Genomic DNA, 14,562 nt, shown 5'->3' on the forward strand with positions numbered 1-14,562 from the left:
GTTACGTTCCTACACCCTGATGTTGCGTTCCTCAACCCTAATGTTGCGTTCCTACACCCTAATGTTGCATTCCTCAACCCTAATGTTGTGTTCCTACACCCTAATGTTGCATTCCTCCACCTGATTTTACGTTCCTACCTGCCGCAATCGCATTCTTCACCCTTCTAGAACCTCAGGGGTTGCAGTGGGCTGAGGCTCTCGAAGCTCTACCTTCAAAAGACTACGACAGACAATTAATAATCTTAACGTAACAATGTAAAAATACCAGAATCTATTCTGTTTGGGGCTTAGTATAACCTATGGATTCCGTTCTGCAACGGAATGACAGGTAGTGTTCACTAAAGAATAACAAATCGAATTATATGTGTGTGTCCTGTAAATTATTGTATTGTACTTAACCTTTCACTTAAGTAGTATTAGTCGTGGATTCCGTTCTGCAACGGAATGACATATCAAGTCACTGTTATGTATTATAAATTTTTATCTCATAGGTATCCAAAATTAGTATCTATAGATATACAAAAACAAAAATCCCTCAACAGTTAGATACTATCGAGGGATTTTTTAATACACTATTTTTTTACTTATCGCTTAGGAATTTCTTTTAAAATCTCTTTTACAAATTTCCAGTATTTCTGTACCGATGATATGCTTGCTCTTTCGTCTGGAGAGTGCGCTCCCAAAATTGTTGGTCCAAAGGAAATCATATCCATATCTGGATAATTTTGCCCAAGGATACCGCATTCTAAACCAGCATGGCAAGCGGCAACATGTGCTTTTTCATTATTTAATTTTGTATATAGAGTATCCAATACTTTTAATATTGGCGAATCCATATTGGGTGCCCATCCTGGGTAATCTCCACCTGTAGTTACCTCGCATCCTGTAAGCTCAAAAGTAGCTCTTAGTTTGTTTACCAAATCTTGTTTAGAGGTTTCTACACTACTACGAGTTAAACACTTTACAGAAATTTCTCCATTTGCAATAGTTACTTTTGCTATATTATTAGAGGTTTCTACCAAATCAGGTATCGATGCACTCATGGTATACACCCCGTTATGTGCTGCATACAATGCTTTTATAATCCCTTCTTGCACCCCTAACTCCATTACATTTTCTGGAGTATCTGTTGCAGTAACTTCTATAACCAAATTAGGTTCTACTATTACAAGTTCTTGTTTAATAATTTTAGACAACTCTCCTATTTCAAACTCAAAAGCTTCTGCCTGTATCGTATCTACTACTACAGTAGCAAAACTTTCTCTTGGGATTGCATTACGCAGGCTTCCTCCTTCTATATTACTTATTTGTAATCCAAAGTTTTCGAACCCATCATATAAAAGACGGTTCATTATCTTATTAGCATTACCTAAACCTTTATGAATATCCATACCCGAGTGCCCACCATTAAGTCCTCGTATGGCAATAGTATACCCTGTTTTGCCTTCTGCTACCGTTTCTTGCTTATAGCTTCTTGTTGCAGTAATATCTACACCTCCAGCACATCCTACTCCTATTTCATCATCCTCTTCAGTATCCAGATTTAGTAATATCTCTCCGTCTAACAAACCTCCTTCTAGCCCCATTGCACCTGTCATTCCAGTCTCTTCGTCGATAGTAAACAATGCTTCGATTGCAGGGTGTGGTATATCTGTAGATTCTAGAATTGCCATAATAGTTGCCACTCCCAATCCGTTATCTGCTCCCAGAGTAGTACCATTAGCTCTAACCCAGTCCCCATCGATACGCATTTCTATTCCCTGAGCATCAAAATCAAAATCGGTATCTGCATTTTTTTGATGTACCATATCCAAATGCGATTGCATCACTATCGTTTTGCGATCCTCCATACCTGCCGTAGCTGGTTTTTTGATAATAACATTACCGACGGTATCAATATGCACAGACAATCCTAAGGATTCTCCAAAGTTTTTCATAAATGCAATTACTCGTTCTTCTTTTTTTGAAGGACGTGGTACCGCATTAAGGTCTGCAAATTTATTCCAAAGGTTTTGGGGTTCTAAAGCTCTTATTTCTGAATTCATAGATCTGTTATTTTTAGAACTGCGAAATTCTATATTTTAAATTAAGTATCAAAGTTTAAGGAGCGTAAAGTAGCTAAGTTTATAAATTACTTTTAATCTGTACTAAAAAACTCTTAATTGTTGATTTCTATATCAATTTAACTTTGAAATTGTACATATATTTACGCAATGCAATCTAAGACAAAACTATATCTTACTTTATTATTACCAGTTCAAATCCTTATTATTAAGGGGATCTCTTTTTTTCCTGAAGCTGTAGAACGATTTTATAGTAATGGTTTATTTGTATATACCTCTAAAATTTTGCGATATGTATTTGGATGGTTGCCATTTTCTTTTGGAGACATTTTATACTGTGTTTTAATTATTATGCTAATACGTTTTTTATTTAAAAAGGTATTTAAAAAGCATTTTTTATGGAAAGAAATAGTATTGGATATTGGCGCTACTTTATCAATTGTATATGCATGTTTTCATATCCTTTGGGGAATAAATTATTATAGACTACCCTTACATGAAATATTAGAATTAGACGATGAATATACTGAAGAAGAGCTTATTACTGTTTCTGAAAAATTAATAACTCATGCTAATTCTTTGCACGCTACTTTAGAACCCAACGATTCTTTATCTATACAAATACCATATAATAAAAATGAAATATTTAAAAAAACTATTCCTGCATACGAGCAATTACATACCATATTACCCGATTTAAAATACCATCCAAAAAGTATTAAAAAATCTATATTAAGTCTGCCTCTTACCTATATGGGATTTAGCGGATATCTAAACCCTCTTACTAACGAGGCACAAGTAAATGGTTTGATTCTTAATTACAAAGCTCCTACAACAAGTTGTCATGAAGAGGCTCACCAACTAGGTTTTGCTAAAGAAAATGAAGCTAATTTTATTGCGGCATTAACTACTATGAATTATGAAGATCCTTATTTTAAATATAGCGGAACTACATTTGCTCTAAAATTTTGCCTTAATGATTTATACTTTCGTAACGAAGAAAAGGCTATTTGCCTGGCAGAAGAGTTAAGACCTGGTATACGAGCAAATTATCGCGAAGTAAATGAGTTTTGGGAATCTTACGAAAACCCTTTAGAGTTTATTTTTGAAAGTACTTACGACAGTTACTTAAAAGCCAACAACCAACCTGATGGTATGGAAACTTATAGTTATGTTGTAGCTTTATTAGTTAATTATTATAAGACTAGGTTATAGAGCATCTACAATGTATTATAATAATCTACAATCCTAATTAGGTCATTTTCTTTTTTATAATTAAGCCCTTTTGAGGAAACGTACTTTTCAATTTCATTCTTTTTATCTTCCAAAACTTTCAATATATCTTTCTGTTTTAATTTGATTTTAAGTAAACCGCCTCCAGCTTTCAATATAAAATAACTACGCTTTTCTACATATTCATCATTCGTTGTCTGTTCATAAGCATTAATTGCATTTTGACCTTGCTTTAATTTCTTTTCTACCTTCATCACCAAAGAATTCTCCCCTTCTTTTAAAAAGACAAAAAACTGCTTTCTCCCTTCATAATCTAACATCTTATAAACGTACCCTTCGTCCAAAACAACTCGAATATTCTCTCTTTTCAAAACATTGAATATTTCTGTAACTTCAATTTCATCATTTATAGTATTATATCTAACATAGGCTCTACGCATTTTTTTTCCGTTTACGTATACTGAAGCAAGCTTATTTTCATTTTCATAATACTGATGCCCCTGAACAGTGTTCTTAAGAGGTTTCTTGACAACTACTCGAGTCCCATAGGCACTCATATTTTCGGTTTCTTCAGCCCCAGCAACTGGGCCAATTTTTGCTTGCCCAACAACCAGGCAATTTTGCAACAATAAAAGCACTAAAAACAATTTTTGCATTCTCTTAAATTTAAACTTTTCCGAAGTAAAGAAATGACTTTTACATATCATATCACTCATTATTAAAAACACTATTTAACAATCTGATATATTAAATTCAGACAAAATTAAATAGATAAGTCAATCATAAAGTTATAGCGTATTGTAGTAATCGATAACTGCGATTACATCTTCTTCTTTTTTTAAATTTAATTTTTTTGAAGACAAAAACTTTTCTACTTGGTCTTTTTTATCGTTTAAAACTTCAATAATATTTTTCTTTTTAAGCTTTATGCTTTTAATTTCTTCCTTTTCATTATCTACTACAAAATACTTGTTAATTGAAATATATCGAGAAGGACTACTTGTTTCATAACCAGTTCTAGCTTGTCTACCTCCTTTTATTTTCTTTTGAGTTTTTATTGCTAACGAGTATCGTCCTTTATTAAACGTTATAAAAAAATGTTTATCTCCTTCATAATTAAATAATCTGTAACTATATTTTTCAAGAGCTACTTCGATGTTATCTATTTTTAAGATATTAAAAGCTTGATCTTTTTGTGAAACTTCTATTTCATCATTAAAAGCATTATATCTAACTAAGCATTTGCGATCTCTTTTTTTATTGATATATATCGTAGCTAGACTATTATGCTCTTCATAATACTGATGTCCTTTGATGGTACGATCTATTTCTTTATTTCTAACAATCATTGTTGTACTATAAGGAGAGATAAACGAGTTTCCTTCCGGATCAGCTCCATTATCTATAGTTTGCTGCCCTGTCATTGAGATAGTTAATAGAAATAAAAGTAAAAAATTTTGCATTATTTAAAATTTTATTGTTAATATTTTGGTTCAATTTCTAAAAATCAGTGTATATAACAACATTACTAATGTTAAAACAATCTTAATTAATAATATTTTTTTAGTGCAACTGCTATCTTTAAAATCAATTCATTTTGCTTTACACCTATTCCTATGAAAAAACTTCTATTATCACTTACGGTGGTATGCGGAATCTTAAATTCTTATGCTCAGGATTATTTTCCAAAAAATGATGGAGTTAACACTACAGACTCTAACTATACCGTATTTAAAAACGCTACCATTCATACCTCACCCGATTCTGAAATTAAGAACGGAACGTTGGTTATTCAAAAAGGTAAAATTGTACAGGTCGGAAATACTGTTACCATACCTGCTAACAGTATTATTATAGATCTACAAGGAAAACATATTTATGCTTCTTTTATCGATCCTTACACTAATTTTGGTATCGAAAAACCAAAATCTAAAGGAGAAAGCCCATTTCGTGGCAATCCTCAATATGAGGCATCCAGAGCAGGGTATTATTGGAACGATCATATCCGACCCGAAACCAATGCGCTTACTCATTTTAAATATGATGCAAAAAAAGCTACAGAATATATCCAACAAGGTTTTGGAGTCCTTCATACCCACATGCCCGATGGTATTGTAAGAGGAACAGGATTGCTAGTTGCTCTAAATAATAAAGGAACGGAAGGAGAACGATTATTAAGTGATCGATCTGCACAGTTTTTGTCTTTTTCTAAAAGCAATAAAAGTAAACAACTTTATCCGACCTCTTTAATGGGAGCGATAGCATTACTAAGGCAAATGTACTACGATGCCAATTGGTATACTACTGGTAACGCAGATAACAAAGATTTATCCTTAGAGGCATTACTCCGAAATAAAAATTTGCCGCAAATTTTTGAAGCAGGAAGCAGAATAAACGGTTTTAGAGCAGATAAGATAGGGGATCAGTTTAATACACAATATGTTATTGTTGGTGGTGGAGATGAGTATGCAAAAATTGATAAAGTAAAGGCTACAAATGCTAAATATATTATTCCTTTAGATTTTCCAGAAGCATACGATGTATCCGATCCTTTTGCTACTAACTCGGTAAGTTTGGGAGATATGCGCCACTGGAACCAAGCACCTACAAACCCTGCGGTTTTATCTAAAAACGGAATCTCTTTTTCGTTAACTACACACAAACTAAAAAAGATAGGAGAACTTAACTCCAGAATAGAAAAAGCCATTCAGCATGGTTTAGACAAAAAGACTGCTATTGCCGCTCTTACTACTATTCCTGCTCAAATTTTAGGAAAAAGTGATTTATTGGGAAGCCTTAAAAAAGGAAGCTACGCTAATTTTTTAATTACTAAAAAAGAGTTATTCTCTAAAGACAATATACTGTATGAAAATTGGGTACAAGGGCATAAAAATATAATAAACGATAGGACTACTACCGATATCAATGGTGCTTATGAGCTAACCGTTGCAGGTACTACTTATGATGTATCTATCTCAGGAAAAACTTCTACCCCTAAAGCTGTAATCAAATTAGGAGAGACTAAATTAGGAACCAAAATAAGCCGAACAGAGGATTGGGTGCATCTTACTTTTACAGATCCCGATACCACAAAGACTCAATATACCAGAATTGTATCCCAGGTTAACAACACTGCTACACTTTGGAGTGGTAAAGCAATTCTGCCAAATGGATCTGAAACTTCTTTTTCTATACAAAAGAAACCAAAAGATGATTCTGCTAAAAATTCAAAAGAAAAACCTAAAAAACCAGAAGAAAAACCAGAAATATTCCCTATTACCTATCCAAATATTGCGTACGGCAACACCCAACTACCTAAACCAGAAACCATACTATTTAAAAATGCAACAGTTTGGACAAATGAAGCTGATGGAATTTTAACAGAAACCGATGTATTGATAAAAGATGGTAAAATCTCTGCCGTTGGTAAAAACCTTAGCTCCACAAATGCAAAAGTAATTGATGCTACAGGAAAACATATTACTGCAGGAATAATAGATGAACACTCTCATATTGCAGCAGCAGCAATTAATGAAGCAGGGCACAACTCCTCTGCAGAGGTGACTATCGAAGATGTAGTGTCTCCTGATGATATTAATATCTATAGAAATCTTGCTGGTGGAGTTACTTCTATACAAATACTACATGGGTCTGCAAATCCTATTGGTGGTAGATCTGCAATTATAAAACTAAAATGGGGGCAAGATGCGGATAATCTTATTTTTCCTAACTCTCCTAAATTTATAAAATTTGCTTTAGGTGAAAACGTAAAGCAAAGCAACTGGCAAAGTTTTAGCCGTTTTCCGCAATCCAGAATGGGAGTAGAACAATTGTATATGGATTATTTTTCTCGTGCAAAAGAATACGAAAAACTTAAAAACAGCGGAAAATCGTATCGTAAAGACACCGAAATGGAGACTCTTGTAGAGATCCTTAATGGAGAGCGCTATATAAGCTGCCACTCTTATGTACAAAGTGAAATCAACATGCTTATGAAAGTTGCTGAAAAGTTCAACTTTAAGATCAATACTTTTACCCATATTTTAGAAGGCTATAAAGTAGCTGATAAAATGGCAGCTCATGGTGTTGGAGGGTCTACTTTTTCAGACTGGTGGGCATATAAATATGAGGTAAATGATGCTATCCCTTATAATGCTTCTATTATGCACAATCAAGGAGTAGTTACTGCTATTAATAGTGATGACGCAGAGATGGCTCGTCGTCTTAATCAAGAGGCTGCTAAATCTGTAAAATATGGCGGTGTTAGTGAAGAGGATGCTTTAAAATTTGTAACTCTTAACCCTGCTAAATTATTACATATAGATAATCGGGTAGGAAGCATAAAAGTAGGAAAAGATGCAGATGTAGTTTTATGGACAGACCATCCATTATCCATATACGCTAAAGCTGAAAAAACAATAATCGAAGGAGCTGTCTACTTTGATATCGAAAAAGATAAGGTAATGCGAAAATCTATTGCTGCAGAAAAAAACAAACTTTCAGCATTATTATTAAAAGCCAAAAATAGTGGTCTTAAAACACAACCTGCAAAGAAAAAAGAAAAGCAGCATTTTGAGTGTGAAACTTTAGAGACTATTAATTAAAAATAAAATTATGTCAGACTGAGCTTGTCGAAATCCAATACAACAAAAACATGAAAAAAATAGTATGCATAACAGGGCTGTTTCTAATTTTCTTCGGAAATCTAACAGCACAACAAACTCCTGCTAAGGCGCAAAGCGAAATAATTACCATAACTGGTGCTACTGCTCATATTGGTAATGGAGAAGTTATAGAAAATAGCAGTATAACTTTTGAAAATGGAAAGATAACCGCCATTGGAGTTAAAGGAAATTTCTCTACTACAGGAAAAATAATCGATGCTACAGGAAAACATGTATATCCTGGGTTTATCGCTCCCAATTCTACATTAGGTCTTGTAGAAATAGGTGCGGTTCGAGCAACCGATGACGATAGCGAAATAGGAAATTACAATCCCCATATACGCAGTATTATTGCTTATAATGCAGAAAGCAAGATTGTAGAAAGTATGCGTCCAAATGGTATTTTGATCGCACAAGTTACTCCTCGTGGAGGTAAGATTTCAGGAACCTCATCGATCGTACAATTAGACGCCTGGAACTGGGAGGATGCAGTAATAAAATTAGATGATGGAATACATATAAATTGGCCAAGTACTTTTACCAGAGGTCGTTGGTGGCTAGGTGAAGATCCTGGTTACAAACCCAATAAAGACTATTCTAAACAAGTTACAGAATTAGTAGATTTTATACATCAGGCTAAAGCTGCTACCCCTTCAAAAAGTACGACAACTAATCTACCATATCAAGCAATGCATGGTATTTTTGACGGATCTAAAACCTTATTTGTAAATGCAGGTACCGAAAAGCAAATTTTGGATGTAATCACTTTTGCAAAAGAAAATAATATCCAAAAAACAGTAATAGTTGGTGCGTACCAAGCGTATAAGGTAGCATCGCAATTAAAACAAAATAATGTTTCGGTATTGATCACAAGAACACACAGTACTCCTGAATTAGAAGATGACGATTACGATTTACCGTATAAAAATGCAAAGCTACTTATGGATGCTGGTGTGCTGGTTGCATTGCAAAACACTGGTCAAATGGAGCGTGCTAATGCTAGAAATCTGCCTTTTCAAGCAGGAACGGTTGCTGCACATGGATTAGATAAAGAAAAAGCAGTACAGCTTATTACGGGTAATAGTGCAAAGATACTTGGTATTGATGCTTTTACAGGAACTCTGGAAGTTGGTAAAGATGCTACTTTATTTATTAGTATTGGAGATGCTTTGGATATGCGAACAAATCAATTAGAAAAAGCTTTTATCCAAGGACGTGATATTAGTTTAGAAAGTCACCAGACTAAGCTTTGGAAACGATATAAGAACAAGTACACTACTAAATAAGAAATAATAATAACAAAGTACTCCACATAAATTAAATAATTTATGTGGAGTATATTTTTTAGAAATACTGTTTTTTCAGTACTTAAACTCTTTCATATCCTCTAATGCGCTAACCAGCATATTTACATGATTATTTGTACAACTTTCGCCCATGATACCTATTCTCCAAATTTTTCCAGCAAAAGCTCCTAACCCTCCTCCTACTTCGATATTATAGTCATTTAATAATTTTGTCCTAAGTAAAGCTTCATCATTTCCTTTTGGTAAGAATACAGAGTTTAAATTTGGTAAACGGTATGGTTCCTCTACCAGATATTGAAACCCTAATGTTTCTAATTTTGTTTTTAATACTTGATGTACTTTTTGATGTCTGACCCATCGATTGTCTAATCCTTCTTCCAAAACAATTCGTAACGATTCTCTTAACGCAAATACAGAGGATACTGGTGCGGTATGATGATACGCTCGTTTTGCACCTCCCCAGTAATTTTTAACTAAACTAAGATCTAAAAACCAACTTTGCACTTTTGTTTTTCGGTTTTCTAATACTTGTACTGCTTTATCCGAAAAACTAACTGGTGATAACCCAGGAGGAGCACTAAGACATTTTTGTGTTCCTGTGTATATTGCATCTATACCCCATTCGTCTACTTTTAGCTCTATTCCACAATAGGAAGTCACTGCATCTACCATAAATAAACCCCCTGCATTATGAACTAGATCACTAATTTCTTTTAATGGCTGCAATGCTCCTGTAGAAGTTTCGGCATGAACCAAGGCCAACAACTTAGGTTTTGGGCATTTTTCTAATGCTTTTTTAACATGATCGGTAGAAATCACTGTTCCCCACTCTACTTCTATCTTATGTACTATAGCTCCGCAGCGCTCTGCTATATCGACCATCCTGCCTCCAAAGACTCCATTAACCCCTATAATGACTTCATCTCCTGGTTCTATAAGATTTACCAAACATGTTTCCATACCTGCGCTTCCAGGAGCAGATACTACAAAGGTTAGGTGGTTTTTAGTAATAAAAGTTTCTTGTACCATTGTTTTTACCTCATCCATAATCGTTACAAATTCTGGATCTAAATGACCTATCAATGGGGTAGCCATTGCTTTTAAAACTCTGGGATGTGCATCAGATGGGCCTGGTCCCATTAAAATTCTAGTACTGGTTTTAAGCTCGCTATACATACTATTAATTTTAGCAGATTATCAACTATATCGTTTTCGATAAAGTTAAATAATTTGATTAACCTGTGGTTTTGGTTTTTATTAAGTTTTATATAAAATCAAAGCTCATACTATCAATACTCAATTAAGGATGTAAAATATTTTAAAGAAATTATTAAATTCAAAAAAAAGCACCCTAATTTTTATGAAAAAAAAAAGTGAGTTTTTTCATAAAATAAGAAGCGCTATAGAGTTAACTCTATAGCGCTTCTTATTTTAAATAGATTTATACTCCTAATAAACTATAAATTTTCAGCTTTTTCTTCTTTCGGCTTTTCAAACAACGAAGCAGAAGGTTTTTGTTTACTTGCTTTAGCATTTATAAAATTCACTTCTTTCTTAACGTTACCAACCAAACCATCTTTATATTCTCTCCATTTTAGAGTTTTAGGTAATAATAATCCATTTACATCATTCCAATCCGTATATTCTACTAAACTAATTTTTTCACTGGTTTCTTTACTAAAAAAAGTAACTGTATACCCAAGAAACTTCATTTTTTTAGAAGCTTTATCATAGTAAAGAAAATAATTATCTTTTGGAGAATCTCCTACTCCATCACCATAAGATATTTTATACCCAGGGTATGAAATCCCATCGACTTTAAGATCATCAGATTTTTGATACGAAATCCCTTGATCTCCTAATACAAAAGGCATTGTATAAAAATAAAACATTAGATTATGATAGAATCTAGGGTCTCTTTCAAAGTAAGTAGAGTCTTGTACTATCCAGGCTTCTTTGCCATCAAAACCTAAAACAAATTTATCTGTTTCTATACGAGCACGTCGAGTTTTAAGATCTGTAATATGTTTTTCGTTTCCTTCTGGATTAACCTTTTCAAAAACTAAAGTATTCATTTGATCAAAAGCTAAAATGCCTCCATGTGCTTTAAAAACAGCAGTTATATCTTCAGGAAAATCAGCAGATCTGTCTGGTATAATTTCTTCTTTGGGTTCTTTTTTAGCTTCTGGCTCTTTATTTACTTTTGAGTTACAAGACGCTAATAAAATTATTATAAATAATAGTGCGAGTGTTTTTTTCATAATTGAGGTTATACAAATTTATACTTTAAAGCACAAGTAGTCGAAATTATTCTATAACCTTACAGAAATAACAAGCTAATATCAGGTTTTCTGCTTTTTCTTTTTTGCTGCAGGAAAAAGGACATTGTTCAAAATTAAGCGATACCCTGGGGAGTTAGGATGTAATTCTAATTCTGTTTTTGGGTCTCCAACTCTATGCGTATAATCTTCGGGATCATGCCCTCCATAAAACGTAAAAAAACCTTTTCCTTTAATCCCATGTATATAGCGAGCTTCAGAATTGGTTTTATTTTCTCCTAAAACTAATACATTAGATTTTATTTCGTTGGGATTATATGCGGTTGTTTGCCCCATAAAACCTTTAACTAAAGCAGTATGATTTTGACACAACATGGTAGGTATTGGATCCCATTTAGCTGAAAAATCCATAAGAGTAAAATAGTCTGTGGTTTTAGAGATACGACGATTTCTAGTCATATCTATAGAAGAAAATTCATATATATTTGGACTACGTTCTAACGTAAAATTTTTAAATGCAAAGGTTTTATTATAATCTATTTTAGACTGATACCCAGGCTCACTAGGGTCACCATCAAACATAGATTCGCAAATATCCACACCTTCTGCCGCCAATGCTATCTCAAAACTATCTGTAGCACTGCACATAGCAAACATAAAGCCTCCTCCAACAACATAATCCCTGATTTTTAAAGCAACCCCTAATTTTTCTTGAGATACTTTTTGATATCCAAGGTCTTTTGCTAATTTTTCTGCTGCTGCTTTTTCTCTTATATACCAGGGAGCAGCCCTATAAGAATCGTAAAATTTACCATATTGTCCTGTAAAATCTTCATGATGCAAATGCAACCAATCGTATAAAATTAGATTATCTTCTAATACCTCTTTATCGTAAATGGTTTCATAAGGGATTTCTGCAAAAGTTAATACCATGGTAACGGCATCATCCCAAGGTTGATTTCCTTTTGGAGAGTATACTGCAATTTTTGGAGCTTTTTCGAGAACTACAGCTTCCATATTTTGAGATGGACTACTAATATCTTCTAAAATCTGATTGGTATCTCTATCATTAAGTACCTCATAAGATACACCACGAATGGTACATTCTTTTCGAATATCTTCGGTATCTGGTAATAAAAAAGATCCTCCTCTATAATTCAACAACCATTTAACTTTAAGATCTTTACTTAAAGTCCAATACGTAATCCCATACGCTTTTAGATGGTTTTGTTGCCCTTCGGCGTCCATAGGTATTAGTATATAAGAAGCAAAAGATTGTATTGTAAATAGCAAAATCAAGACAAATATAAAAGGTCTAAAAGATCTTTTATATAGCGTCCTTGGTTTTGCTATTTGTATATTTTTAAAAAGGTACTTCATCATCATCATTAGAGTCATTTATGCTACTCCCAAAGGCTTCATCGGCACTAGGAAGATGTTTGGCACTAAAGGATTCATCTTCTTCTTTACCGTCATTCATTTTAGAATGAAACTCAAAAGGGGTACTAAAATCATCTAAGTTATCAAATTTACCTAAGTGACCAATGAATTTTAACCTTATATTTTCTAATCCACCATTACGGTGTTTTGCTACAATGAACTCTCCTTGTCCTTGTGTAGGAGATCTTTCTTCATCATCCCATTCATCAATTTTATAATACTCAGGTCTAAATATAAAAGCTACAATATCAGCATCCTGCTCTATCGCTCCAGATTCCCGAAGATCACTAAGTAAAGGTCTTTTACTTCCTCCACGAGTTTCTACGGCACGAGATAACTGTGATAAAGCTATTACAGGAATACTTAATTCTTTTGCTAAAGCTTTTAAGTTACGAGAAATTGTAGAGATCTCTTGTTCACGGTTTCCATTTTTACCAGAACCTCCAGCAGTCATTAATTGAAGATAATCAATTACAATCATTTTAATCCCGTGTTGAGATGCAAGCCTTCGTGCTTTGGCTCTAAGGTCAAAAATAGATAATGAAGGAGTATCATCGATAAACAATGGTGCTTTTTCCAGGTCTTTAACTTTTACGTTAAGCTGTTCCCATTCGTGTTTTTCTAATTTACCAGTACGTAATTTTTCTGAAGAGAGTCCTGTTTCTGATGAAATTAGACGTGTAATTAATTGTACCGAGGACATCTCTAAAGAGAAAAAGGCAACAGGTATATTGCTTCCTACAGCCATATTTCTTGCCATAGATAAGGTTAATGCTGTTTTACCCATACCAGGACGAGCTGCTACAATAATTAAATCACTAGGTTGCCACCCAGAAGTAAGTTTATCTAATTTATCAAATCCAGAAGGAACACCACTCATTCCTTCTTTATTAGATATTTCTTGTATTTTTTTCTTTGCTTGTATAACCAGATTTTGGGCACTTTCGGTAGATCGTTTTATATTACCTTGTGTAACCTCATATAATCTGGATTCTGCCATATCCAAAAGATCAAAAACATCGGTAGTTTCATCATAAGATTCTTCGATAATTTCGTTCGAAATTTTAATCAAACTTCGTTGAATATATTTTTGAAGAATAATCCTTGCATGAAACTCAATATGTGCAGAAGATGCTACTTTTTGAGTTAATTGTATTAAATAATAATCTCCTCCTGCTAATTCTAGCTTAGAGTCTTTTTTAAGTTGGGTAGAAACCGTTAATAAGTCTATTGGCTCAGAGTTTTCGAAGAGTTTAAATATTGCTTCGAAGATGTATTGATGTGCTTCTCGATAAAAAACATCTGGATTAAGAATATCAATAATTTCATCAACTCCTTTTTTATCGATCATCATCGCTCCAAGAACAACTTCCTCTAAATCAACTGCTTGAGGTGGTATTTTTCCTTTCTCAAGCGAAATTACGTTCCCCCGACCATAATTTACTTGCTTAGTTTGCTGTACTTTTTCCATAGCTACGAATGTAAAAAAAATGTAAAGAGATGTACCTACATATAAAGATACGAATGTCCACTGGTCTTCAACAAATGGACTGTTAATAAGTTTATTTTATTGTTA

General features: G+C 33.6%; 10 protein-coding genes. 3 read left to right on the plus strand and 7 right to left on the minus strand.

The features are described from left to right. Positions 1-584: 584 nt before the first annotated feature. Positions 585-2,045, minus strand: a complete 1,461-nt coding sequence (locus H527_RS0118915) for an aminoacyl-histidine dipeptidase (RefSeq protein WP_027414091.1) — start codon at positions 2,043-2,045, stop codon at positions 585-587. A gap of 168 nt (positions 2,046-2,213) precedes the next feature. Between H527_RS0118915 and H527_RS0118920 the strand changes: the two genes are divergently transcribed. After that, on the plus strand, positions 2,214-3,278 hold the full coding sequence (locus H527_RS0118920) for a DUF3810 domain-containing protein (RefSeq protein WP_027414092.1): 1,065 nt from the start codon (positions 2,214-2,216) through the stop codon (positions 3,276-3,278). A gap of 5 nt (positions 3,279-3,283) precedes the next feature. On the opposite strand, the gene H527_RS0118925 is transcribed toward H527_RS0118920, so the two are convergent. Together H527_RS0118925 and H527_RS0118930 are read right to left on the minus strand one after the other, a co-directional pair. Next, on the minus strand, positions 3,284-3,952 hold the full coding sequence (locus H527_RS0118925) for a hypothetical protein (RefSeq protein ID WP_155837959.1): 669 nt from the start codon (positions 3,950-3,952) through the stop codon (positions 3,284-3,286). Between the two features lie 132 nt (positions 3,953-4,084). Further along, positions 4,085-4,759, minus strand: a complete 675-nt coding sequence (locus H527_RS0118930; RefSeq protein ID WP_155837960.1) for a hypothetical protein — start codon at positions 4,757-4,759, stop codon at positions 4,085-4,087. A gap of 153 nt (positions 4,760-4,912) precedes the next feature. On the opposite strand from H527_RS0118930, the gene H527_RS0118935 reads away from it, so the two are divergent. Further along, on the plus strand, positions 4,913-7,900 hold the full coding sequence (locus H527_RS0118935; protein WP_027414095.1) for an amidohydrolase family protein: 2,988 nt from the start codon (positions 4,913-4,915) through the stop codon (positions 7,898-7,900). A 50-nt stretch (positions 7,901-7,950) separates the two neighbouring features. Then, a complete protein-coding gene (locus tag H527_RS0118940; RefSeq protein WP_027414096.1) occupies positions 7,951-9,246 on the plus strand; it encodes an amidohydrolase family protein in 1,296 nt (431 codons plus the stop codon). 75 nt (positions 9,247-9,321) lie between these two features. Here H527_RS0118940 and H527_RS0118945 read toward each other — a convergent pair whose 3' ends face one another. The 4 genes from H527_RS0118945 to dnaB form a co-directional block, all read right to left on the minus strand. Further along, on the minus strand, positions 9,322-10,443 hold the full coding sequence (locus tag H527_RS0118945; RefSeq protein WP_027414097.1) for a pyridoxal-phosphate-dependent aminotransferase family protein: 1,122 nt from the start codon (positions 10,441-10,443) through the stop codon (positions 9,322-9,324). Positions 10,444-10,724: 281 nt separating this feature from the next. Further along, entirely contained in the window at positions 10,725-11,528 is an 804-nt protein-coding gene (locus H527_RS0118950; protein ID WP_027414098.1) for a hypothetical protein, read from the minus strand. A gap of 81 nt (positions 11,529-11,609) precedes the next feature. Next, positions 11,610-12,794 carry an asparagine synthetase B gene (locus tag H527_RS0118955; RefSeq protein WP_229809239.1) on the minus strand — a complete coding sequence of 395 codons (1,185 nt, stop codon included), beginning with the start codon at positions 12,792-12,794 and terminating at the stop codon, positions 11,610-11,612. 115 nt (positions 12,795-12,909) lie between these two features. Next, positions 12,910-14,457 carry a replicative DNA helicase gene (gene dnaB, locus H527_RS0118960; RefSeq protein ID WP_027414100.1) on the minus strand — a complete coding sequence of 516 codons (1,548 nt, stop codon included), beginning with the start codon at positions 14,455-14,457 and terminating at the stop codon, positions 12,910-12,912. Positions 14,458-14,562: the final 105 nt, after the last annotated feature.

This window comes from Aquimarina muelleri DSM 19832 (assembly GCF_000430665.1).
Classification (GTDB): Bacteria; Bacteroidota; Bacteroidia; order Flavobacteriales; family Flavobacteriaceae; genus Aquimarina; species Aquimarina muelleri.